Origin of the sequence: Microbacterium deminutum, from assembly GCF_039530205.1 — a bacterium.
In the GTDB taxonomy this organism is placed as follows: Bacteria; Actinomycetota; Actinomycetes; order Actinomycetales; family Microbacteriaceae; genus Microbacterium; species Microbacterium deminutum.
The window spans coordinates 87,690-110,011 of sequence record NZ_BAAAOG010000005.1; the positions used below are offsets into that span (position 1 = coordinate 87,690).

21 protein-coding genes are annotated in these 22,322 nt (G+C 68.2%); 12 read left to right on the top strand and 9 right to left on the bottom strand.

The window, feature by feature from the left end:
• Positions 1 to 149 precede the first annotated feature (149 nt).
• Genes opgC through ABD212_RS13390 form a run of 3 tightly spaced genes read left to right on the top strand, consistent with a single transcriptional unit; the run spans position 150 to position 4,054 of the window.
• Positions 150 to 1,319 (top strand): OpgC domain-containing protein, encoded by a 1,170-nt coding sequence (gene opgC, locus ABD212_RS13380; protein WP_344095435.1) that lies wholly within the window; start codon positions 150 to 152, stop codon positions 1,317 to 1,319.
• 9 nt (positions 1,320 to 1,328) lie between these two features.
• On the top strand, positions 1,329 to 2,708 hold the full coding sequence (locus ABD212_RS13385; RefSeq protein ID WP_344095437.1) for an FAD-binding oxidoreductase: 1,380 nt from the start codon (positions 1,329 to 1,331) through the stop codon (positions 2,706 to 2,708).
• Positions 2,705 to 4,054: a class I SAM-dependent methyltransferase gene (locus ABD212_RS13390; RefSeq protein WP_344095439.1), complete on the top strand. Its 1,350-nt coding sequence runs from the start codon at positions 2,705 to 2,707 to the stop codon at positions 4,052 to 4,054. The genes ABD212_RS13385 and ABD212_RS13390 overlap by 4 nt, the downstream gene beginning before the upstream one ends.
• A gap of 11 nt (positions 4,055 to 4,065) precedes the next feature.
• Here the strand turns inward: ABD212_RS13390 and ABD212_RS13395 are convergent, their stop codons facing one another.
• Positions 4,066 to 4,428: an MmcQ/YjbR family DNA-binding protein gene (locus ABD212_RS13395; protein WP_344095441.1), complete on the bottom strand. Its 363-nt coding sequence runs from the start codon at positions 4,426 to 4,428 to the stop codon at positions 4,066 to 4,068.
• Between the two features lie 122 nt (positions 4,429 to 4,550).
• Here ABD212_RS13395 and ABD212_RS13400 point away from each other — a divergent pair, with 122 nt between their 5' ends.
• The 3 genes from ABD212_RS13400 (at position 4,551) to ABD212_RS13410 (ending at position 8,217) form a co-directional block, all read left to right on the top strand.
• Entirely contained in the window at positions 4,551 to 5,330 is a 780-nt protein-coding gene (locus tag ABD212_RS13400; RefSeq protein WP_344095443.1) for an ion transporter, read from the top strand.
• Positions 5,331 to 5,371: 41 nt separating this feature from the next.
• Positions 5,372 to 7,078, top strand: a complete 1,707-nt coding sequence (locus tag ABD212_RS13405) for a SulP family inorganic anion transporter (protein ID WP_344095445.1) — start codon at positions 5,372 to 5,374, stop codon at positions 7,076 to 7,078.
• A gap of 152 nt (positions 7,079 to 7,230) precedes the next feature.
• Positions 7,231 to 8,217, top strand: coding sequence for an aldo/keto reductase (locus tag ABD212_RS13410; RefSeq protein ID WP_344095447.1), 987 nt, complete (start codon positions 7,231 to 7,233; stop codon positions 8,215 to 8,217).
• 5 nt (positions 8,218 to 8,222) lie between these two features.
• Here ABD212_RS13410 and ABD212_RS13415 read toward each other — a convergent pair whose 3' ends face one another.
• From ABD212_RS13415 to ABD212_RS13435, 5 genes are all read right to left on the bottom strand, one after another.
• Positions 8,223 to 9,302 carry a DNA polymerase IV gene (locus ABD212_RS13415; protein WP_344095449.1) on the bottom strand — a complete coding sequence of 360 codons (1,080 nt, stop codon included), beginning with the start codon at positions 9,300 to 9,302 and terminating at the stop codon, positions 8,223 to 8,225.
• A gap of 66 nt (positions 9,303 to 9,368) precedes the next feature.
• Positions 9,369 to 10,676, bottom strand: a complete 1,308-nt coding sequence (locus ABD212_RS13420) for a DUF6895 family protein (protein ID WP_344095451.1) — start codon at positions 10,674 to 10,676, stop codon at positions 9,369 to 9,371.
• 5 nt (positions 10,677 to 10,681) lie between these two features.
• Positions 10,682 to 10,945 carry a hypothetical protein gene (locus ABD212_RS13425; protein ID WP_344095453.1) on the bottom strand — a complete coding sequence of 88 codons (264 nt, stop codon included), beginning with the start codon at positions 10,943 to 10,945 and terminating at the stop codon, positions 10,682 to 10,684.
• A 149-nt stretch (positions 10,946 to 11,094) separates the two neighbouring features.
• Entirely contained in the window at positions 11,095 to 11,778 is a 684-nt protein-coding gene (locus ABD212_RS13430) for a DUF72 domain-containing protein (RefSeq protein WP_344095454.1), read from the bottom strand.
• Between the two features lie 150 nt (positions 11,779 to 11,928).
• Positions 11,929 to 12,105 carry a CsbD family protein gene (locus ABD212_RS13435; RefSeq protein WP_344095456.1) on the bottom strand — a complete coding sequence of 59 codons (177 nt, stop codon included), beginning with the start codon at positions 12,103 to 12,105 and terminating at the stop codon, positions 11,929 to 11,931.
• Positions 12,106 to 12,421: 316 nt separating this feature from the next.
• Here ABD212_RS13435 and ABD212_RS13440 point away from each other — a divergent pair, with 316 nt between their 5' ends.
• From ABD212_RS13440 to ABD212_RS13460, 5 genes are read left to right on the top strand one after another with little or no spacing between them, the layout of a single operon-like run.
• The gene (locus ABD212_RS13440; RefSeq protein WP_344095458.1) at positions 12,422 to 13,273 is read left to right on the top strand and encodes a DUF2510 domain-containing protein; all 852 of its coding nucleotides are present in this window, start codon (positions 12,422 to 12,424) and stop codon (positions 13,271 to 13,273) included.
• Between the two features lie 3 nt (positions 13,274 to 13,276).
• Positions 13,277 to 14,107, top strand: coding sequence for a sulfite exporter TauE/SafE family protein (locus tag ABD212_RS13445; RefSeq protein WP_344095460.1), 831 nt, complete (start codon positions 13,277 to 13,279; stop codon positions 14,105 to 14,107).
• 9 nt (positions 14,108 to 14,116) lie between these two features.
• On the top strand, positions 14,117 to 14,566 hold the full coding sequence (locus tag ABD212_RS13450; protein ID WP_344095462.1) for an FAS1-like dehydratase domain-containing protein: 450 nt from the start codon (positions 14,117 to 14,119) through the stop codon (positions 14,564 to 14,566).
• Positions 14,563 to 14,967, top strand: a complete 405-nt coding sequence (locus ABD212_RS13455; RefSeq protein ID WP_344095464.1) for a MaoC/PaaZ C-terminal domain-containing protein — start codon at positions 14,563 to 14,565, stop codon at positions 14,965 to 14,967. The genes ABD212_RS13450 and ABD212_RS13455 overlap by 4 nt, the downstream gene beginning before the upstream one ends.
• A 3-nt stretch (positions 14,968 to 14,970) precedes the next feature.
• Positions 14,971 to 16,107, top strand: a complete 1,137-nt coding sequence (locus ABD212_RS13460) for a UDP-N-acetylmuramate dehydrogenase (protein ID WP_344095466.1) — start codon at positions 14,971 to 14,973, stop codon at positions 16,105 to 16,107.
• 141 nt (positions 16,108 to 16,248) lie between these two features.
• Here ABD212_RS13460 and ABD212_RS13465 read toward each other — a convergent pair whose 3' ends face one another.
• From ABD212_RS13465 to aceA, 3 genes are all read right to left on the bottom strand, one after another.
• A complete protein-coding gene (locus tag ABD212_RS13465) occupies positions 16,249 to 17,448 on the bottom strand; it encodes a pyridoxal phosphate-dependent aminotransferase (RefSeq protein ID WP_344095468.1) in 1,200 nt (399 codons plus the stop codon).
• 120 nt (positions 17,449 to 17,568) lie between these two features.
• Positions 17,569 to 19,224, bottom strand: a complete 1,656-nt coding sequence (gene aceB / locus ABD212_RS13470) for a malate synthase A (protein ID WP_344095470.1) — start codon at positions 19,222 to 19,224, stop codon at positions 17,569 to 17,571.
• A gap of 105 nt (positions 19,225 to 19,329) precedes the next feature.
• Positions 19,330 to 20,646 carry an isocitrate lyase gene (gene aceA, locus ABD212_RS13475; RefSeq protein WP_344095472.1) on the bottom strand — a complete coding sequence of 439 codons (1,317 nt, stop codon included), beginning with the start codon at positions 20,644 to 20,646 and terminating at the stop codon, positions 19,330 to 19,332.
• Between the two features lie 162 nt (positions 20,647 to 20,808).
• Between aceA and ABD212_RS13480 the strand changes: the two genes are divergently transcribed.
• A complete protein-coding gene (locus ABD212_RS13480; protein ID WP_344095474.1) occupies positions 20,809 to 22,287 on the top strand; it encodes a helix-turn-helix domain-containing protein in 1,479 nt (492 codons plus the stop codon).
• The last annotated feature ends 35 nt before the right edge of the window (positions 22,288 to 22,322 follow it).

Here is a 22,322-nt window from a genome sequence, read left to right on the forward strand (position 1 = left end):
CCCGCCGGCAGAGGTTCCGATGCAGACCCCTCGCGGGATTCGGCCAGGGATCGTTCACGTCGCACGCCACTGGTCGTCACATGCTCGAAACGGCGCATCCGTAGACTCGTCTCGTTCACTCGTCCGGCTCTGAACGAGGGGAGCGATCGGTGCAGATAGCTGCTCGCCCCCGGCGGCGCGATCTGACGATCGACGTACTCCGCGCGTTCTGCATCGTGAGCATGACGGCCGCGCACGTCGCCGCCGGGAGCGTCGTCTACGGCGCCACCCATGCCCTGCTGTGGTTCGACGGCGCGATGGGCTTCGTCCTGCTCTCGGGCCTCGTCGTCGGCATGGTGCATCGGGCGACGGCGGAACGGCTCGGTTTCAAAGCGGCACGGACCAAAGCGTGGCACCGCGCCGGCGTCGTGTACGCCGCCCACGTCGCGATCTGCGCACTCGCGTTCGTGGTGGCGACTCTGAGCCCGCTGCAGGACGCCCGCTATGCAGGGGCGCATGACTTCGATGCCTGGTGGCAGCCGGTGCTCGCGGCGCTCACGCTTCAGATCAACCCGACCAACGCCTCGATCCTGTCGCTGTACGTCATCCTGCTGCTGCTGACGCCGATCGCGACCTGGGCGCTGCTGCGCAGGAAGCCCTGGATCCTTGGGGCGATGACGATCGCCCTGTACATCGCCGGTCAGGTCTTTCCCGATGCATTCACGCTCCCGCGCATGCCGGGCGTGCAGGGGCAGATCGACTGGGCCACCTGGCAGGCGCTGTATTTCTCAGCACTCGCGATCGGCTGGTTCTGGAGCGCGATTCGCGGACGGCTGCGCCGCCCTAGCGGCTGGACGAGCCTTCTCGTTGTGGCCGCGTCGGCGGGCGCGCTCGCGCGAGTGCGATTGCGCGTGATTCCCGACGCGCAGGCGGGGAGCTGGCGGTTCGTCGACTGGCTCTTCGACGACGGTGCCCTCGGGCTCGGGACCATCCTGCTCGCGCTCGCGGTGATCGGCGGTCTCTACGGCGCGCTCGCGCCGCTGAGCGAACGTGCGCCACGATTAGCCGGGGAGCTGGGTCGCATCGGCCGGCGGAGCCTCGACTGCTACGTGATCCTCAGCACGTTCGTCATCCTCATGCCCGTCTTCTGGCGCCCGGACACCCGTTCGATCGAAGCGGTCGCGTATGGCGCCGGGCTGCTGGGTCTCATGTGGGTCTGGTGCTGGATTCGCGACAGGCGCGTCGCAAAGCACAGCACCCGCCCACCTGCGGAGGATCCGGCTGGCCCAGCCGGAACGGCGACACCCTTCTCCCTTCTCACGGAATCGGCCGCGGACTAGCGTGGAGCCGTGTCCGCTCCAGCAACCGACGCACGGACCGCTCACGTCGCCGGCGTAGAGCGACTTCTCGAGAGCTATCGCGCTGTCCCGCCGGCGGCGACGGTGCGGCTCGCGAAGCGCACCTCGAACCTGTTCCGATCACGCGCGAGGACAGCGGCCGCCGGCCTCGACACGTCGGGACTGACCGGTGTCCTGGCGGTCGATCCCGACACCCGGACGGCCGACGTCGGAGGCATGTGCACCTATGAGGACCTCGTCGCCGCCACCCTGCCCTACGGCCTGACGCCGCTGGTGGTGCCGCAGCTGAAGACCATCACCGTCGGGGGCGCCGTGACCGGACTCGGCATCGAGTCGGCATCGTTCCGCAACGGGATGCCGCATGAATCGGTGTGCGAGATGGACATCCTGACCGGAGCGGGAGAGGTGGTCACCGCCTCGCCGAGCGAGCATGCCGATCTGTTCCGCGCCTTCCCGAATTCGTACGGGACGCTCGGCTACGCCGTGCGCCTGCGCATCGATCTCGAGGTCGCGAAGCCGTTCGTGGCCCTCACGCATCTGCGGTTCCATGCGCTCGCCGAGCTGGTGGCGGCGATGGATCGCATCGTCGAGACCGGTCAGCTCGACGGAGTCGCGGTCGACTACCTCGACGGCGTGGTGTTCAGCGCCGACGAGAGCTATCTGTGCGTGGGCGTGCAGACGGCGGCATCCGGCCCCGTCAGCGACTACACCGGCCAGCAGATCTACTACCGATCGATCCAGCACGATGAGGGCCGCAAGGACGACCGGCTGACCATCCACGATTACCTCTGGCGGTGGGATGCCGACTGGTTCTGGTGTTCGGAGGCGTTCGGTGCGCAGCATCCGCTCGTCCGCCGCGTCTGGCCGCGGCGCTACCGGCGCAGCAGCTCGTACTGGAAGCTCATGAGGCTCGAGCGGCGGTTCGACATCGGCGATCGTCTCGAGAAGCTCCATGGGCGGCCGCCGCGCGAGCGCGTGATCCAGGACATCGAGGTGCCGATCGAACGCTGCGCCGAGTTCCTCGACTGGTTCCTGGCGAACGTCCCGATCCAGCCGATCTGGCTGTGCCCGCTGCGGGTGCGTGACGATGACGGCTGGCCGCTGTATCCGATCCGGCCGCACGAGACGTACGTCAACGTGGGCTTCTGGTCGACGGTGCCGGTCGGATCGACCGAGGGCGAGACGAACCGGATGATCGAGCGCACGGTGAGCGAACTCGAGGGGCACAAGTCGCTGTACTCGGATTCGTTCTACCCCCGGGAGGAATTCGACGAACTCTATGGCGGAGACGCCTATCGGGCGGTGAAGGAGCGGTACGACTCCGATTCACGTCTGCTCGACCTGTACGCGAAGGCGGTCCAACGGAGATGACCACATTCAGGGAGCGCTCGGATGCCGCAGGCCCCGCGGAACCCGCGGACGCCGCCGCAACGCCGACGCCGGGACGGCTCACCCTGGCGGAGGTGCTCGAGATCTTCGCAGGGAGTCGGCTGCCGCTGCGGATCACGGCGTACGACGGGAGTTCGGCGGGGCCACCCGACGCGTCTTTCGGACTGGACCTGAAGACGCCACGCGGAACCACCTATCTCGCCACCGGCCGAGGTGATCTCGGACTTGCCCGGGCCTACATCGCCGGTGACATCGACATCCGCGGCGTGCACCCGGGCGATCCCTATCAGCTGCTCAAGGCGCTCGCGGACAACCTCGAGTTCGCACGACCCTCGCCGCGCGTGATGGCCCAGGTCATCCGCTCCATCGGCTTCGAGCACATGAGGCCGATCGCGCCGCCGCCGCAGGAGGTGCCGCCGCGCTGGCGGCGCGCGGCCCAAGGACTCCGGCACAGCAGGAATCGCGACGCCGAGGCGATCCACCACCACTACGACGTGTCGAACACGTTCTACGAATGGGTGCTGGGGCCGTCGATGACCTACACCTGCGCCTGCTATCCGAGCCCCGTCGCATCGCTCGAGGAAGCACAGGAGAACAAGTACCGGCTCGTGTTCGAGAAGCTGCGGCTGAGGCCCGGCGACCGGCTGCTCGACGTCGGGTGCGGCTGGGGCGGGATGGTGCGCTACGCCGCGCGTCGTGGCGTCACGGCGATCGGGGTGACGCTGTCGCGGGAGCAGACCGCGTGGGCTCAGCGCGCCATCGCCGAGGAGGGCCTGACCCAGCGGGCCGAGGTCCGCTTCGGCGACTATCGGGACATCGCGGAGGGGGGCTTCGACGCGGTGTCGTCGATCGGGCTGCTCGAGCACATCGGCGTCCGCAACTACCCGGCGTACTTCCGCTTCCTGAGGTCGCGGATGCGCCCGGGCGCGCTGCTGCTCAATCACTGCATCACCCGTTCCGACAACAAGACCGAGCCATCGGCGCAGGGATTCATCGACCGGTACGTCTTCCCCGACGGAGAGCTCACCGGCTCGGGCCGCATCATCAGCGAGGCCCAGGATGCCGGTCTCGAGGTGCTGCACGAAGAGAATCTGCGTCCGCACTACGCATTGACGCTGCGCGACTGGTGCGCCAATCTCGTCGAGCACTGGGACGAGGCGGTCGACGAGGTCGGACTTCCTGCCGCCAAAGTGTGGGGCCTGTACATGGCCGGATCACGACTCGCTTTCGAGTCGGGCGGCATCCAGCTGCACCAGGTGCTGGCGGTCAGGCCCGATGCGCGCGGCGACGCCGTCGATCTGCCGCTGCGGCCCTGGTGGACCGCGTAGCGTCCTGACGGCTACGTCGCCTCGAAGTCCCGGAGCTTCTTCGGCAGGGTCGCCAGGACGAGCTCGTACGACGTGTCGATCGCCTCGCGGAGCTCGTCGTCGGGAATGCCTCCGCCGGCATTCAACACGTTCCAACCGGATCTTCCGATGTACGGCGAAACCCTCGCATCGTCGGGATATCGCAGCAGCCATTCGTCGGCTTCGTCCCGGCTCTTGGCAGCCTTGACCCCGATCGAGCGCCCGTTGCCGTAGAACACGAAGATCTTGGCGCGCTCGCGCGGGCCCACCTTGAACACGACGTCGCCCTCCCAGGGTTCGTCCTCCCAGGCACCCGGCTTGGCGCTGCAGTAGGCGTGGAGAGCTTCAGGCGTCACCGCGCCAGTATCCCGCACCAGCATCGTCGTCAGGGTGCTGCGGCGGAATCATCCATGGCGGGTGAGTCCGCCGCGTCGCACGCGGGCCTACGCTCAAGGATCCGCGAGCGATGGGTGAGGCCATGAAGAAGCCACGAAGCGAACTGAAGAGCACCGGCTATGAGATCTTCATCGGCATCCTGTCGATCCTCTCGATCCTCAACCTGGTGCTGCTCCTCTTCGTCCACCAGAAGTCGCTCGACACGGTCCTCGACGTGATGAACGGGCTCTTCAGCCTCATCTTCCTGTGCGACTTCAGCTATCGGATCTCCACCGCCCCTTCGGCGAGCGCCTACTTCTTCAGGCACTTCGGCTGGGCCGATCTGCTGGCCAGCCTCCCCTTTCCGCAGCTGAAGATCCTGCGGATCTTCCGCCTGATCCGCGTGTATCGACTGCTCCGCAAGGTCGGCATCCGCACGATCGGGCGCACCCTCGTCAGGGACCGCGCCGGCAGCGCTCTGTACGTGCTGCTGCTCATGGGGATCCTCGTGCTGCAGTTCGGGAGCCTGACGATGCTCGCGATCGAACAGCACGCCGCGGGCGCGAACATCACGTCCGCGTCCGACGCCCTGTGGTACACGATCGTCACGATCTCGACCGTCGGCTACGGCGACCAGTATCCGGTCACCGACCTCGGCCGGCTGTGCGGCGTCGTCATCATCGTCGTGGGCGTCGGCATCTTCGGGACGTTCACGGGGTATCTCGCGACGGTCTTCCTGTCGCCGAAGGACGCGGATGCCGAAGCCGCACCCGCACCCGACAGCGAGCAGCCCGCGAACGAACTGCCGCCGGTGGAGGCGCTTCGCAAGCGCCTCGACGATTCGGAGAAGAAGCTCGCCGAGATACGGCGACTGCTGGTCTGACGGCGCACGCCGTTCCTGGAAGAGAAACGTGAGGGAAGAGGATGGCCGCCATCTCGAGAGTCGTGCCGGAATGGATGCGCGAGTACAAGCCCAGCTGGTTGTCGGCGGACCTGATCGCCGGGGTCACCCTGGCTGCGATTGCGATCCCCGAGGTCATGGGCTACACCTCGATCGCCCAGACGCCTGTCATCACCGGGCTGTACACGATCATCTTCCCGACGCTGCTGTTCGCCCTGCTCGGGTCGTCGCGGCTGCTGGTGGTCGGCGCCGATTCCGCGACGGCGGCGATCCTCGCCGCCGGCCTCGCCGGCCTCGGCATCGCGGGCCTGTCGCCGAACACGGCGGAGTGGGTCGCGTGGACGAGCCTGGTCGCGCTCGTCTGCGGCGTCCTGCTGGTGCTCGCCCGCCTGCTGCGGCTCGGGTTCCTCGGCGATTTCCTGAGCGCATCGGTGCTGATCGGGTTCCTCACGGGAGTCGGCATCCAGGTCCTGACGGGTCAGATCCCAGGGATGCTGGGGATCCCCAAGGGGAAGGGCAACTGGTTCGAGCAGCAGTGGTACATGATCACGCACATCGGCGACGCGAATGCATGGACGGTCCTGTTCGCGGCCGGGACGCTCGTCATCATCGTCGGATGCCGGCTCATCAGCCGGAACATCCCGGGAGCCGTGATCGCCGTCATCCTGTCGATCATCGTGTCCAACGCGCTCGACGCATCGAGCCACGGGGTCGCAGTGATCGGTCCCGTGCAGGGCGGGCTGCCGCCCTTCGGCCTGCCCGCGGGCATCACGCTCAGCGACATCCCGGCGGTCATCGGCGTCGCGCTGTCGTGCTTCTTCCTGATCATCGCGCAGAGCGCGGCGACGTCGCGCAGCTTCGCGATGAAGCACAGTCAGCGCGTCGACATCAATCGGGACATCGTGGGACTGGCGGGCGCGAACTTCGCGGCGGGTCTCACCGGCACGTTCGTCGTCAACGGCAGCCCCACGAAGACCGAGATCCTGGACGAGCAGCGTGGCCGCAGCCAGATGGCGAACATCGCCATGTCGGTGGTCGTGCTGATCGTCGTGCTGTTCCTGACGCGATTCCTCACGAACATGCCCGTCGCTGTGCTCGCCGCGATCGTCTTCATGATCGGGCTCGGGCTCGTCGACTTCAAGGGTCTGAACCGCATCCGCGCCGCCCGGGTGAGTGAGTTCGTCATCGCCTGCTTCACCGCCATCGTCGTGTTCAGCTGGGGAGTCGAACAGGGCATCATCCTCGCGATCATGCTGTCGATCGTCGAGCTGGTGCGACGGGCCTACTCACCGAAGGACTTCCTGGTGGGCGTCGACAAGGCGGGCGCGCCGACCTACGTCGCCGCGACGGCGGGCTCCGAGAGCCTGCCCGGACTCATCGTGTTCCGATTCGACGCCCGCCTGTTCTACGCGAACGCCAGCCTGTTCGTCGACGAGATCCGCAAGCTCATCGACGGCGCACCGACGCCCGTCCGCTGGCTGGTGCTCGACTGCTCGTCGATCGGTGACGTCGACTACTCGGCGAGCCTCAACCTCGCCGACCTCATCACGGCGCTGCACGAAGAGCAGCGGGTGTTCGCGCTCGCCGCCGTCGACCCCACGCTGATGGGGGCGCTTCGCGCATACGGCACGCTCGAATCGTTCGACAATGCGCACATCTACCCGACGGTCGCCGACGCGGTCGAGGCGTTCCTCAAAGCCCCGGTGAACCAGGCACCGCCCGGCGAGTAGCCCGCGACCGCCGGCGCCGGATGCCGTCATCCCGCGCGCACAAGCGGCGAAACCGTCGCCGGCTCCGCCGCTTGTGGCGTCGAGGCTCCGGGTTCAGGGGAGCGGGGTGGGATTCTGCGGATCCGGCGGGACGGGTGTGTGACGATGGGCCTATGGACTACACGTACCTCGGTCGGACAGGAACCTCGGTGTCGCGCATCGTGCTGGGCACGATGAACTTCGGCGACCGCACCTCGGAAGAGGACGCGTTCGCGATCATGGATCGAGCGCTCGAGCTGGGTGTCAACTTCTTCGACACCGCCAACGGATACGGCGGCTCAGGCGGTCGCGGGTTGACCGAGGAGATCATCGGGCGCTGGTTCTCGGCGAGGCCCGGTGTGCGCGACGACATCGTCCTCGCGACCAAGGTTCACTCGCCGATGGTCGATCCGACGCCCGAGGGAGACGTCGTCAACGCCCGCGGCGCGGGAGCGTGGCAGGTGCGCCGTGAGGCGATCGGATCCCTGCGCCGCTTGCAGACCGACCGGATCGACCTGTACCAGTTCCACCACATCGACCGGCACATCTCGTGGCCCGAGCTCTGGCAGTCGATGGAGGTCCTCGTCGCGCGCGGCGAGGTCGTCTACACGGGCAGCTCGAACTTCGCGGCGTGGAACATCGCGCAGGCGAACGAGGTCGCGCAGCAGCGGAACTTCCTCGGACTCGTCAGCGAGCAGTCGCTGTACAACCTCGCGCAGCGGTCGATCGAGCTCGAGGTGATCCCTGCGGCCCAGCACTACGGCCTCGGCATCATCCCGTGGTCGCCGCTGGCCGGCGGGCTGCTGAGCGGGGGATCGTCCGACCCGACTGCGCGATCGGGTTCCGCCGGAGTGAAGTCGGCGCGAGAGGAGCGCAGGGACCAGCTCGACGCGTACGAGCGGTTCGCGCAGGAGCGAGGATGGACCCCGTCGTCGCTCGGGCTCGCCTGGCTGCTGCATCAACCGGGGGTGACCGGCCCCATCATCGGGCCCCGTACGGTCGAGCAGCTCGAGTCAGCCGTGTCCGCCCTGGAGATCCGGTTGAGCGACGAGGATCTGTCAGCCCTGGATGAGCTCTTCCCCGGCCCTGGCGGCCAGGCTCCCGAGGCATACGCCTGGTAGCGGGACTACCAGCCGCTGCGTGTGGGGGAGTGACCCTCCCTCGCGTCGTCCGGCATGGCCATCTCGGCGCGGACGCCCAGCAGGCGCACCGGACGATCGGGCTCGATCCTCTCGACCAGCTCCATCGTCTTCGCCAGCACCAGATCGGGGTCGAAGGTCGTGGGGATCTTCTTCGTGTAGATCTTCGTGAAGAACGGCGCGTACCGCACCTTCAAGGTGAGGCCGACGACAGGTCTGCCCTCGGCGCGGACATCGGCGAGCACCTGAGCGAGCAGCTCCCGAACAGCGCCGTCGATCTGAGCGGGCTCCGCGAGATCCTGCTGGTACGTCGTCTCGCGTCCGTGCCCGCGGGGCACCCAGGGCGTATCGTCGACCACCGATGAGCCGTCGCCGCGCCCCAGCTGCGCGTACCAGAGGCCCATCCTCGGCCCGAATTCCGCGACGAGAGGGTCGGTGTCGGCGGTGGCCAGGTCGGTGACGGTTTGGATGCCGAGACCCGCCAGCCGCCGGGAGATCTTGGTGCCGACTCCCCAGAGCTCGATCGTCGGCCGGAATCCCATGACCTCGAGCCAGTTCTCGGCGGTCAGCCGGAAGACGCCCTGCGGCTTGCCGAACCCGGTCGCGACCTTCGCGCGGACGAGCGTGTCGCCGATCCCGACGCTGCAGTGCAGGGCCGTCCGATCGAGGACCGCCGCCTGGATGCCACGCGCGTATGCCTCCGGGTCATCGGTCGAGACGCCGACGAAGGCCTCGTCCCAGCCGAGCACCTGCACGACCGCTCCGGGCTGCTCGCGCAGGGCTGCCATGACCTCTTCCGAGGCTGCGGTGTAGGCGGCGGCATCCACCGGAAGGATCACCGCGTCGGGAGCCTTGCGCGCGGCTATGCGCAGCGGCATCCCGGAGCCGACACCGAACTCGCGGGCTTCGTACGACGCGGTCGACACCACCGCGCGCTCGGTGGGGTCCCCGCGACCTCCGACTATGAGCGGCTTGCCGGTGAGCTCGGGATGCCGCAGCACCTCGACGGCGGCGATGAACTGGTCGAGGTCGACATGGAGCACCCATCGCCGCGGATCGCCGGTCATGTGACTAGTCTGCGACGCGGTGGCGGTTTCGACTCTCTATCGGTGCAGGAGGTAGTCGTCACTGCGTCAATCGTTGCCCGACTCCCTTTCCCGGACGACGATCCCTTGTGTGATCGCATCCAGAGTCTCGCTCGCTGCGTTCTGCCACGCGTCGGGCGGCACCCCGAACAACTGCGCCGCCACCCGGCACTCTTCGGCCTCACGGAAGTCACGACGACGGAGTGCTCTCATGACGACAAGTTCGTTCAAGGTCGGTACCAGCGTGCGCCGTTCCGAGGGGTCGCACCGCTCGAGCGCGGAGCGCCAGTGTCGTCGGTCAGAGCCCAGCCGGACTTCGAGTGCCGAAACCGCGCCTTCTGCATACTCGGGTCCGCGGATGCCGCGAGGCGGTGCCATGCCATGGCGAAGGGACGCTGCGCACAGAAAGCCCATGACGAACGCGGTGTGATAGGAGGCGGCGCGCGCGTAGCGTCGGCGTTCCTCGCCGTCGAGGGCGGTGAGGCGCTTCGGATCCAGATTGCCGCAGGGCAGGACACCCACCTGATCCTCGAGGTCAGCGAGCACGCGGAAGGCGAACGTCGCTGTCGGACTCCAAGGTTCCCTGAGCTGCGGCCACGCCATCAACAGCTCGGCGGTCAGGTCGTAGTCCTCTTCGTCGAGGTAGCGCACGACGAGCGCATCGACGTCCTTCAGGAGCTCCTCGATCGGTCGTCCGAAGTTGCGACGGGGGGCTCGGCCGAAATCGGAGACGTAGAACAGGAGGTGCGTGAGCCCGTAGGCGTCTTCTCTCGAGTCGGTCAGCAGCTCCAGCGGCTGGTGCAGCGCCGTCCCCGCTTCGCCGTCGACCAACTGCCGAAGCGGTCGCTTCCATACCTCTCCGATCCACCGCCGCTCCGCGTGCACAGTCGCGGGTTCATCGACCGCGTGGGTCATCGTCCTCTGACAGCGCTCGAACGCGAAATCGTCGAACAGGTCGTCGTGAAACCCGAGGACGCTGAGCAGGACGTGCGGGACACAGCGTTTGAAGACTCTGTCCGGATTCAGCACCATGTCCGCAAGAGCCTGCGGTGACCGGACGTGAGGGACGAGCTGTCGTGCCAGCGCGTCGACGCGGTCCACGACCGCCGTAGCCTGAGTCACCCCCGCCGCGGCGTACGCGAGCATCGTCGCCTCTGCGATGACCTTCTCGGGTCCGAAGCCCAGGGCCGGCCGCACCTCGTCGGCGTACCCGGATTCGCCGAACTCGGAGACGACGGCCGCGGCGAAGTCGAGCGCTCCGATCAGCCGCCGTTCCAAGTCCTCGGCCGGCCATCCCACGTCGGTGTGAGACCGGCTGTCGCGTGCCGCCGATCCGAAGTCGACGGACGAGCCCACTGCTGCTACCTGTTTGTCACATTGAGGGCGTCAGCCAAGCCCGCGAAGCCTCGCATGCCGCCGCCTCCGAAGAACCGCTCGACATCGTCTGCCCTGAGCACGCAGGCGATCGTGCTGAACTTGCCGAAGATTACTCCGTGCAGGCCCGCGTCGCGCTCGACCAGTTCCGGTCCGATCTCGGTCACGAACTTTCCGATCGCGTCGAAGTTCAACGATTGAGACTTGACGAACCGGGCCGTGATCTCTTCATGTTCCAGTGCTTCAGGCATTTCTGTTCCTAACCAACGGGCCGAACCCCATGCTCGGCAGGTCAAGGATCCTCCGGCACGGTGCCGGCGTCAACGATCCGACGGAGCACCCGGCCTTCCATCGTCTAAGGCGTCGATGACTTGCCGGTCGCTGTCGGCACGGGTGCCGGCTAGCTGCGCGCGCTGACGAACTCCTTGAGTGTTCGCGCGTTGCGCACGGCGTTTCCGCCACCGTCGTTGTTGAAGTAGGCCAGCACGCGGTGGCCGGACTCGCGCCATTCGATGAGCCGATCGGCCCACCATCCGAGATCCTCGTCCGAGTAGGAACCGCCGTAGAGGCTGTCATGACTCGGCCCGTGCAGCCGAACGTACACGATCTCGCTCGTGGCCCGGAGCCTGCAGGGCAGACCTGCACCGCTCATCACGCAATACGCCGCGCGGTGCCGTGCAAGCAGTTCGAACACGGGCTCGGCATCCCATGACGGATGGCGGAACTCGACGGCTGTCGGCATCCAATCCGGAATCCGGCTGAGGAAGTACGCGAGCCGGTCGTCGTCCCGCTGCATCGACGGCGGCAGCTGGGCGATGACGACGGCGCGCCTGTCGCCGAGTTCGTGCCACCCCTGGCCCATCCGCGTGATCCACTCCTCGGGGCCGTACAGCTTCCTGCCGTGCGTGAGCCCACGCGCCGCCTTCACCGACATCGCGAATCCCGAGGGCAGGCGGCGCCGCCAGCTCAGGAAGCGGGATGTCGGTGGCCACCGGTAGAAGCTCGCGTTCAGCTCGACGGTGTCGAACTCCGCGACATATCGGGCGAGCCGATCGCCGGCAGGAAGTCCGGGCGGGTACAGCACGGACTCCCAGTGGTCGTAGCTCCACCCCGACGTCCCGATCCGGATCCGCTGGTCAGTCGTGGTCGTCTCCCGTCGCGTCGTCCGCGCCGCCTCACACGACGGCGGAACGGTGCCCCCGCTCTGAGAGCGGGGGCACCCGTGACGACTACGTCACTTGTCGTCGGTGAGGGCGTCCTTGACGTCGTCACCGGCCTGTTTCACATTCGCCATGGCCTGATCGGCCTTGCCCTCGGCTTGGAGCGACTGATTGTCGGTCCAGTCGCCGACGGTCTCCTTGGCCTTGCCTTTCATCTCTTCGGCAGAGTGCTTCATGTCATCCGTACCCATGTGTTCTCCTCACCGGAGTGGCGCCGTGCCACTGACGTCTGGCTGCGCGACCGCCGGCTGCGGAGTCCTCGCCGACACGGTTCCCGGTCGGGTTCCCCGCACCGCTGCGATGCGCATGCGACGAAGATAGGTCGTCGGTCTCGGCCTCGACGCCGGGTTGCCAATGCGCGATCTGCGGCCTATGCTTCCGCCTCCGAAAGCGGCGTTCGACGCCGCCTTCAGCAGCCGCTGACCGCCGTGCCGAGACCGGATGCCGGAGCCTCCGGCATCCGCTCTCGCACGTCGGCGGCACCCGGCCGGCGGTAGTCTTGCCGTCATGACGACGACGCCCCCGGGCTGGTACGACGACGGACACGGGGCGATGCGCTGGTGGGACGGCGCGAACTGGACCGAGCACGTCGCGACGCCCGACGTCGAGGAGCCCGAACGGCAGCCGACCGAGGCGACCGTGCCGCTGTACCCGGGCATGGCGGCGGATGCCGAGACCATGCCGCTGTACCCCGCTTCGGGGGAGGCCTATCCCGGCGGATTCGCCGCGACACCGGGAGTCACCTACCCGGGTGGCTATGCCGGGGAATACCCGACGGACGGCGGCGCGTTCATCGCTGCGACCGAGCCCCACAAGTCCCGGCTGTGGATCGTATGGGTGATCCTCGGCGTCGTGGTCCTCGGCATCGTGATCGGGTTCGCCGTGCTGATCCCTCTCTACTTCCTGGCCCTCCCGTCAGGGGGCGCTTCGTCCAGCCAGTCGCCGGGAGGGACCTCCACAGCGCAGCCCTCGGACGCTCTCCCGTCCAATGCCGATGAGCAGGCGGCGGTGGACACCGTCGAACTCTATGACCGCGCCTACCAGACGGTCGATTGCGACGCCTTCCTGAAGGCGACCACCGAGGACTTCCGCACGGGGATCGAGGTCCCCGATTGCGATGCATTCACGACGGTGGCGCAGGACTTCACGGATGCGACCGATGACTACCTGCTCACGGTGACGTCGATCGAGCAGGTCGGAGACTCCATCTCGGTATTCACGACCGAGTCCTTCACGAGCATCTACGACCAGGACGGCAACAAGACGGACCAGCCGCAGCCCTACCAGGCGGACTACGAGTACGTGGTGGTGCCCGTCGCAGACGGCTGGGCGATCGACGACTTCTACAGCGCGGACTGATCCATGAGCGTTCCGGATGCGCGCCCCCGCAGCGCGCGCTTCGTCTTGACGTGCATCGGCGTCGGGCTGCTGGCCGGCCTCATGTCGGGTCTGTTCGGAGTCGGCGGCGGCACCGTGATCGTGCCGCTGCTCGTGCTGATCCTCGGCTTCGACCAGCGCTTCGCGGCGGGCACCTCGCTCGCCGCGATCGTGCCGACGGCGACCGTCGGGGTGGTCTCCTACGCGATCCACGGTTCCGTCGCGTGGATCCCTGCGCTGATCCTCGCCGCAGGCGCCGTCGGCGGCGCCCAGATCGGCACGTGGCTGCTGCCGCGTCTCTCGCTGACCGTGCTGCGGTGGTCGTTCGTCGGCTTCCTCGTGGCGGTGATCGTGAGCCTCTTCATCGTGATCCCCTCACGTGATGCAGAGCTGCCGCTCAACGCGGTGACGGTCATCGGGTTCATCATCCTCGGTGTGATCACCGGAACGCTCGCCGGGCTGCTGGGCGTGGGCGGCGGCATCATCGTCGTCCCGGCGCTGATGATCCTCTTCGGCGCGAGCGATCTGATCGCCAAGGGCACGTCGCTGCTCATGATGATCCCGACCGCGGTCTCGGGCACGATCGGCAACTTCCGGCGCCACAACGTCGACCTCTTCGCGGCTGCGCTCATCGGTCTCGCCGCCTGCACCACGACGGCGCTCGGCGCGTGGATCGCGACGCTCATCAACCCGTTCACCGCGAACGTCCTCTTCGCGGTGTTCCTCGTCGTGATCGCGGGCCAGATGGCCCTCCGCGCGCTGCGCGGTCAGCCCGCGCGGCGCCCGCGCCCCGGGCGGGCTGCGCCTCCTCAGTAGGATGGCACGGTGCCAGTGAACCCCGATCTCGTCGGTCGCGTCTTCCCGCCGACGCCCCCGTACGTCGTCGGCCGCGAGAAGGTGCGGGAGTTCGCCCGTGCCGTGTTCGCGGATGATCCGCAGCACACCGACCCGGAGGCCGCGCACGCCCTGGGCTACACCGATGTCGTCGCACCGGCGACCTTCGCGATCGCTGTTGCCGAGCAGACGCTGCAGCAGCTCCTCGCCGAACCCGACTCGGGCATCGTGCTCGCTCGCACCCTCCACGCCGAGCAGCGCTTCCGCTACAGCCGGCCCATCGTCGCGGGCGATGAGCTGACCGCACAGGTCGTGGTGACCGGCATCCGCACCCTCGGGGGCAACGCGATGGTCACGAGCGACACCGAGATCACGGATGCCGCAGGCGGCCACGTCGTCACCGCCACGTCCGTCCTGCTCGTCGGGCAGGACGACGCATGAGCGCGCTCACTGTCGGAGATGTCGTCGCCGAGCGCACCGTGCACCTCACCCGCGAGTCGCTCGTGCGCTACGCCGGCGCATCCGGGGACTTCAACCCGATCCACTACCGCGACGACATCGCCGCGGCCGTGGGCCTGCCCGGCGTCCTCGCGCACGGGATGCTGACGATGGGCCTGGCGGTGCAGACGCTCGTCCCGTGGCTCGGGGATGTCGGCCGCATCATCGACTACGGCGTGCGCTTCACGCGCCCCGTCGTGGTCGACGCCGAAGAGGGGGCCGACGTGTCGGTCGTAGCCAAGGTCGGCGCGGTCGACGAAGACACCGCCCGCATCGACCTGACGGTGACGTACGACGCAGCCACGGTCCTGGTCAAGGCGCAGGCTCGCGTCCGTCTCGCCTAGCCGATGCCCGAGGTCACGCCGATCCCGCTGGCGCAGCTCACGACGCTGCGCACCGGCGGCGCTCCCGCACGGATGATCGATGCCGCGACCGCGGACGAGCTCGTCCACGCGCTTCGCTCGGTCTGGAGCGAGGCCGAGCCGTGGCTCGTGCTCGGCGGCGGATCCAACCTTTTCATCGGCGATGAGCCCTTCGACGGCACGGTGGTGCGAGTGCGCACCCAGGGAATCGAGCGGATGCCGTCCCCCCGGCCCGGGTTCGCACGGCTGCGGGTGCAGGCGGGGCATGAGTGGGATGCCCTCGTCGCCCACGCGGTGGGCGAGGGCCTTGCAGGCATCGAGGCGATGTCGGGGATCCCGGGGACCGTCGGCGCGGCACCGGTTCAGAACATCGGCGCCTACGGTCAGGAGCTCGTCCAGACGCTCGTCGAGGTCGAGCTCATCGACGAGTCGACGGGCGACGTGTCGGTGGTGCCCGCTGCCGAGCTGGGCCTCGGCTTCCGCACGTCGGCGCTGAAACATCATTACGGTTCCGAGCCCGCCCGGCGTGCCGTCATCCTGTCGGTCACCCTCGAACTCGCCGAGGTCGGCCACTCCGAGCGGCCGATCGCCGGCGAGCAGCTGCGATCGGCCCTCGGGCTTCAGCGGGGTGAGGCCGTCTCCGTCGCATGGATCCGCGACCACGTCATCGCCACGCGCCGCGGCAAGGGCATGGTGCTCGACGACGAGGACCCCGACACCTACAGCGCAGGGTCGTTCTTCCAGAACGCGATCGTGTCGGCCTCGTTCGCCCGCACGCTCCCGGCGGAGTGTCCGCGCTGGCCGGTGACACCCGATCTCGACCCGGTGCTCGTCATCCCGCTCGCCGCGTTCGACGGCTACGTCCCGCTGCGACCGTCGGTCGAGTCGGATGTCAAGGTCAGCGCCGCGTGGCTCATCGAGCACTCCGGCGTGCGCAAGGGGTTCAAGCTGCCGCGTTCGCGCGCGGCGCTCTCGTCGAAGCACGCGCTCGCACTCACCAACCGCGGCTCGGCGACCGCGGGCGAGCTCGCCGAGCTGGCGCGCTTCATCCAGGGCCGGGTGCAGTCCGAGTTCGGGCTCATCCTGCAGCCCGAGCCGATACTGGTGAACGTCGAGCTGTAGCCGCACCATTCGCCGCGTTGGGGCGCGTCTCGTCTCGGTCGCTGCGCTCCCGCGCTCAACGACCGGTGCCCGCGACCCCGCCGGTCGTTGAGCGAGCCGCAGGCGAGACGAAACGCGCCGAACCGAACGCGCAGCACGGCGTCAGGCGAAGAGCTCCTGCATGCGCCGCACGCCCTCGAGCAGAGCCTCGTCGCCGAGCGCGTACGAGAGTCGGAGGTAGCCGCTCGGGCCGAAGGCTTCGCCCGGCACCACGGCGACCTCTGCCTCGTCGAGGATCAGGTCGGCCAGCTCCAGGGATGTCGTCGGCGTCTTGCCTCGCCAGGTCCGCCCCAGCAGCCCCCGCACGTCCGGATAGACGTAGAAGGCGCCGAGCGGGTTCGGCACGGTCACTCCGTCGATCTTCGCGAGCTCCGCCGTGATGAGCTGCCGTCGTCGGTCGAACGCGACGCGGAACGCCTCGGACTCGGTCTGGGGACCGGTGAGGGCCGCGAGCGCCGCTCGCTGGGCGATGTTGTTCACGTTGCTCGACAGGTGCGACTGCAGGTTGGCGGCGAGCCGGATCGCGTCCTGAGGCCCGACCATCCAGCCCACTCGCCATCCGGTCATCGCATAGGTCTTCGCGACGCCGTTGACGAGGATCGTCTGGGATGCCGCATCCGGAACCGACTCGACGATCGAGACGGCACGCGCGCCCTCGTAAGTGAGGTTCTGATAGATCTCGTCGGAGATGATCCAGATGCCGTGCTCGACGGCCCACTCGCCGATGGCCTCGGTCTCTTCGGGCGTGTAGACCGCTCCGGTGGGGTTCGAGGGCGACACGAAGACGAGCACCGTCGTCTTGTCGGTCCGTGCCGCCTCGAGCTGCTCGACCGTGACCTTGTAGTCCTGCTCGGCGCCGGCGAACACCTCGACCGGCACGCCGTCCGCGAGTGCGATCGCTTCGGGGTACGTCGTCCAGTACGGCGCAGGCAGGAGCACCTCGTCGCCGGGGTTAACCACGGCCTGGAACGCCTGATAGACGGCCTGCTTGCCGCCGTTCGTCACAATGATCCGGGATGCCTCGACCTCGAGCCCCGAGTCCCGCAGCGTCTTCGCGGCGATCGCCTCACGGAGCACCGGCAGACCCGCTGCCGGCGTATACCGGAAGTTGGCGGGGTCGCGCAGGGCCTCGGCCGCGGCATCCACGATGAACTGCGGAGTCGCGAAGTCCGGCTCGCCGGCGGCGTAGGAGATGACGGGCCGGCCGGCGGCCTGCAGCGACTTCGCCTTGGCGTCGACCTTGAGGGTCGCGGACTCGGCGATGGCGGAGAGTTTGCGGGACAGGGAAGCGCGTTGAGTCACACCTACGAGCGTAGCCGGGTGCGCCAGGCTGCGCCGGGCGGCCATCGGGTGTGGGCGTTCCGGGACCGGGCGGTCTCCCGCCCGGTCCGGTTGCCATCCCGCTGCGCGGGAGCGCGGCCCCTAGTCGGCGTCCACGAGGAAGCGCGAGTACGCGGTCAGCGTCAGGAACGCCGGGAACTCGTCGCGCAGGGCGACATCGCGGAACACATCAGCCGCGTCCGCGAAGCGGTCCCCGTCCCGGCGCTCGACCTCGCCGAGCACCTCGGCGATCAGGCTCTCGACGTGGTCGCGTGTGATCGCAGTGCCGTCCTCGGTGGTGCGGTCCTGGTGGATCCACTGCCACACCTGCGAGCGCGAGATCTCGGCGGTCGCGGCATCCTCCATGAGATCGTCGATCGCGACGGCACCGAGCCCCCGCAGCCACGCTTCGAGGTAGCGGATCGCCACCGACACGTTGGCCTTCACCCCCGCCGAGGTCACCGGCAGGCCGATGTGCACATCGAGCAGATCGGATGCCGTCACCTCGACGTCGTCGCGCTGCCGGCCGACCTGGTTCGGGCGCTCGCCGAGCACCGCGTCGAACTCGGCGCGCGCGACCGGAATCAGGTCGGGGTGCGCCACCCAGGTTCCGTCGAAGCCGTCGCCGGCCTCGCGCTTCTTGTCGGCGGCCACCTTCTGGAACGCTCGCTGCGTCACCTCGGGATCCCGCCGGTTCGGAATGAACGCGCTCATGCCGCCGATCGCGAAAGCGCCCCGCTTGTGGCACGTCTTCACGAGCAGTTCGGTGTATGCCCGCATGAAAGGCACCGTCATCGTGACCTCGCTGCGGTCGGGCAGCACGAATCGAGCCCCGCGACCGCGGTAGTTCTTGATGATCGAGAAGATGTAGTCCCAGCGGCCGGCGTTCAGGCCCGCGCAGTGGTCGCGCAGCTCGAACAGGATCTCCTCCATCTCGAAGGCGGCGGGCAGCGTCTCGATGAGCACCGTGGCGCGGATCGTCCCGTGCGGGATGCCGGTGAAGTCCTCGCTGAAGGTGAAGATGTCATCCCACAGCCTGGCCTCCTCGCTCGACTCGAGCTTCGCGAGGTAGAAGTAGGGACCCCGTCCGTTGGCGATCAGCTCGGTCGCGTTGTGAAAGAAGTACAGTCCGAAGTCCACGAGCGAACCGGATGCCGACAGCGCGCGTCCGGTGCGGTCGATGAAACGGATGTGCTGCTCGACGAGGTGCCAGCCACGCGGGCGCATCACGATGGTGGGCGTCTCGCCGGCGGTGACCTCGTACAGCTTGCCCTCGGGGCTCGTGAAGCTGAGCTCGCCCCGGATGGCGTCGCGCAGCGACAGCTGCCCTTCGATCACGTTCCGCCAGGTCGGGCTCGTCGCGTCCTCCTGATCGGCGAGCCAGACCTTGGCGCCGGAGTTGAGGGCGTTGATCGTCATCTTGGGGTCGGTCGGTCCGGTGATCTCGACCCGCCGGTCTTCGAGCCCGGGACCTGCGCCCGCGACCCGCCACTGGGCATCCTGCCGGATGTGGGCGGTGTCGTCGCGGAAGCGCGGATCACGCCCGTTGCCGATCTCGTATCGACGGCGCATCCGGTCGGCGAGCCGGTCGTGACGTCGTCCTGCGAACCGGTGGTGCAGCTCGGTGAGGAACGCGATCGCGTCCGGGGTGAGGATCTCGTCGTAGCGGTCGCGCATGGTGCCGACGATCTCGATCGCGGGAACGTGAGTACGGGTGGTCGTCGTGATCGGCGGAGAGCCGGTGTCTGTGATGGTCATGGTGTTGCCTTTCTATGCGTGGTGCCCCGGTCGTTGGGAGCGAGACGAAACGAGTGCGCGCATCCGGTCGTTGGGCGAGCGAAGCGAGACGAAACGCCTCGGGGTTCAGTGGAACTGCTGGGCCTCGGTGGATCCCACGAGGGCGAGGGTTGCGCTGTCTGGGTTGAGCGCGGTCGACACCCGGTCGAAGTAGCCGGTTCCGGCTTCTCGCTGGTGCTTGGTGGCGGTGTAGCCGCGGGCTTCGGCGGCGAACTCGGCCTCCTGCAGCTCGACGTAGGCGCTCATGGCGCGGTCGGCGTAGCCGCTGGCGAGGTCGAACATCGAGTAGTTGAGCGCGTGGAATCCTGCCAGCGTGATGAACTGGAACCTGTAGCCCAGGTCGGCCAGCTCCTGCTGGAAGGTCGCGATCTGCCCGTCGTCGAGGTGGCGCTTCCAATTGAACGAGGGCGAGCAGTTGTAGGCGAGCAGCTTGCCCGGGAACCGCTCGTGGATGGCGGCGGCGAAGGCCCGTGCGAGCTCGATGTCGGGCTCGCCGGTCTCGACCCACAGCAGGTCTGCGTAGGGCGCGAAGGCGAGGCCGCGGCTGATGACGGAATCCAATCCGGGGGTCACCCGGTAGAAGCCCTCGGGAGTGCGCTCGCCGGTGGTGAACTCCTGGTCGCGCTCGTCGACATCGCTCGTGAGCAGGTCGGCCGCCAGCGCGTCGGTCCGAGCGATGATGACCGTCGGCACGCCGGCGACGTCGGCGGCGAGCCGAGCGGCGTTCAAAGTGCGGATGTGCTGCTGGGTCGGCACCAGCACCTTTCCGCCCAGATGTCCGCACTTCTTCTCGCTCGCGAGCTGGTCCTCCCAGTGGATGCCGGCGGCTCCGGCCTGGATCAGCGACTGCGCGAGTTCGTACGCGTTGAGGGGGCCGCCGAAGCCGGCCTCGGCATCCGCCACGATCGGCGCCAGCCAGTCCTGCGTGAGCTCACCCTCGGCGTGCTCGATCTGGTCCTGGCGCAGCAGCGCGTTGTTGATGCGGCGGACCACGGCGGGTACCGAGTTCGCGGGGTACAGGCTCTGGTCGGGGTACGTCTGGCCCGCGAGGTTGCCGTCGGCAGCGACCTGCCAGCCGCTGAGGTAGATCGCCTTCAGCCCTGCGCGCACCTGCTGCACGGCCTGCCCGCCGGTGTATGCCCCGAGCGCGCGGATGTAGTCCTCGGTGTTCAGCAGGTTCCAGAGGTTCTCGGCGCCGCGCTGGGCGAGCGTCGAGTCCTCGCGCACCGAACCGCGAAGGGCGATGACGTCCTCGGCGGTGTAGGTGCGCTCGATGCCGTCCCATCGCGGGTCGGCCGCCCAGAGCTCCCGGAGTTCAGCGGCGGTCTGCGTCTGGTCGCCGACGCGGAGGGGTGGCTGGCCGGGCGTGGACTGGATCGTCATGTCGGTCTCCTTGATTCGGATGCCTCGGCGGGTTCTCGGCTGCGGAGCTGTCGAAGCACAGCGGGTGGTCTCAGGTCCACTGTGGGTGAAGTTCATCGGCACTGTCGACCGAACCCCATGTGAAGTTTCAAGGTATTTCCGTTTTCGTGAGAGAATGCAGGCATGTCAGCGTCGTCGTCGCCAGGAAGCCTCGCCCAACTGCCCGACGATGGAGAGGTGGATTCCCTCACCATCGGCCGCCGCATCCGCCAGCTGCGCACCGACCGAGGGATGACGCTGGAAGAGCTCGCCGCGGCTGTCGACCGGGCGCCGAGCCAGCTGTCGATGATCGAGAACGGTCGCCGCGAGCCCAAGCTCACCTTGCTGCGGTCCATCGCCCGCGCCGTCGGCACGACCCTGGACGCGCTGCTCGAGTCGGAGCCGCTCGACGAGCGGGCCACGCTCGAGATCGCGCTCGAGCGCGCCATGCGGGGCCAGACGTTCCAGGCGCTCGGCATCCCGCCGTTCCGCATCGGGAAGACGGTGCCGAGCGAGGCGCTCAAGGCGATGCTCGCGCTGCAGGGCGAGATCGAGCGCCTTCGCGACGAGCGTGCCGCGACCCCGGAAGAGGCGCGCCGCGCGAACGTTGCCCTGCGCAAGCTCATGCGAACGCAGAACAACTACTTCCCCGAGCTGGAGGAGCACGCGCGCCGCATCCTCGACGCCGTCGATCACCCGGGCGGACCGCTCACCCAGCGGACGGCATCCGACATCGCCGCTCACCTCGGCTTCACGCTGCATTACGTGCCCGATCTGCCGCAGACGACCCGCAGCGTCGCCGACATCAAGAACGGGCGGCTGTATCTCTCGAGCCGCTTGACCTCGAAGGGCGACCCGCGAACCGCGGTGCTGCAGGCGCTGTCGAGCCGGATGCTGGGGCACCGGGAGCCGACGAGCTACGCCGAGTTCCTCCGCCAGCGTGTGGAGACGAACTATCTCACCGGCGCGCTGCTCATCCCCGAAGCGCATGCCGTGCCGTTCCTCGAGGACGCCAAGCACGACCGCGCGATCTCGATCGAGGACCTCCGCGACGCCTATTCGGTCTCATACGAGACGGCGGCGCATCGGTTCACGAACCTCGCGTCGGTGCATCTCGGCATCCCGGTGCACTTCCTCAAGGTCCACGAGTCCGGCACGATCACGAAGGCGTACGAGAACGACGACGTGAACTTCCCGACCGACCGGCTCGGCGCCATCGAGGGGCAGATGTGCTGCCGCCGGTGGACCTCCCGCGTCGTCTTCGAGGTCGACGACCACTTCAACCCGTACTACCAGTACACCGACACCGGCAACGGGACGTACTGGTGCACCGCCCGCGTCGAACAGTCGAGCGAAGGTGCGCACTCGGTCTCCGTAGGAGTGCGCTTCGACGACACGAGGTGGTTCCTCGGCCGCGACACACCCAACCGCGGGGTCTCCAAGCACTCCGTCGAGGTCTGCTGCCGCAGGGCGCCGGCCGAGCTCGAGGCGGCGTGGCGCGACAACTCGTGGCCCAACGTGCGCACGCCACGAACGCTCCTGGCGACGCTGCCGACGGGGGCGTTCCCGGGCGTCGACACCACCGACGTGTACGAGTTCCTGGAAGCGCACGCGCCGCGTTGATGCCCAGCACCGCGGTGGCGCCCGCCGCCGCGGAC

Excerpts from the sequence above, each read along its gene's own strand:
- ABD212_RS13425 (WP_344095453.1), bottom strand. The coding sequence starts at position 10,945 with ATGCCTGAAGCACTGGAACATGAAGAGATCACGGCCCGGTTCGTCAAG.
- ABD212_RS13400 (WP_344095443.1), top strand. The coding sequence starts at position 4,551 with ATGAAGAAGCCACGAAGCGAACTGAAGAGCACCGGCTATGAGATCTTC.
- ABD212_RS13460 (WP_344095466.1), top strand. The coding sequence starts at position 14,971 with ATGCCCGAGGTCACGCCGATCCCGCTGGCGCAGCTCACGACGCTGCGC.
- ABD212_RS13440 (WP_344095458.1), top strand. The coding sequence starts at position 12,422 with ATGACGACGACGCCCCCGGGCTGGTACGACGACGGACACGGGGCGATG.
- ABD212_RS13390 (WP_344095439.1), top strand. The coding sequence starts at position 2,705 with ATGACCACATTCAGGGAGCGCTCGGATGCCGCAGGCCCCGCGGAACCC.
- ABD212_RS13480 (WP_344095474.1), top strand. The coding sequence starts at position 20,809 with ATGTCAGCGTCGTCGTCGCCAGGAAGCCTCGCCCAACTGCCCGACGAT.
- ABD212_RS13415 (WP_344095449.1), bottom strand. The coding sequence starts at position 9,302 with ATGACCGGCGATCCGCGGCGATGGGTGCTCCATGTCGACCTCGACCAG.
- ABD212_RS13410 (WP_344095447.1), top strand. The coding sequence starts at position 7,231 with ATGGACTACACGTACCTCGGTCGGACAGGAACCTCGGTGTCGCGCATC.
- aceB (WP_344095470.1), bottom strand. The coding sequence starts at position 19,224 with ATGACCATCACAGACACCGGCTCTCCGCCGATCACGACGACCACCCGT.
- ABD212_RS13435 (WP_344095456.1), bottom strand. The coding sequence starts at position 12,105 with ATGGGTACGGATGACATGAAGCACTCTGCCGAAGAGATGAAAGGCAAG.
- ABD212_RS13445 (WP_344095460.1), top strand. The coding sequence starts at position 13,277 with ATGAGCGTTCCGGATGCGCGCCCCCGCAGCGCGCGCTTCGTCTTGACG.
- ABD212_RS13455 (WP_344095464.1), top strand. The coding sequence starts at position 14,563 with ATGAGCGCGCTCACTGTCGGAGATGTCGTCGCCGAGCGCACCGTGCAC.
- ABD212_RS13405 (WP_344095445.1), top strand. The coding sequence starts at position 5,372 with ATGGCCGCCATCTCGAGAGTCGTGCCGGAATGGATGCGCGAGTACAAG.
- aceA (WP_344095472.1), bottom strand. The coding sequence starts at position 20,646 with ATGACGATCCAGTCCACGCCCGGCCAGCCACCCCTCCGCGTCGGCGAC.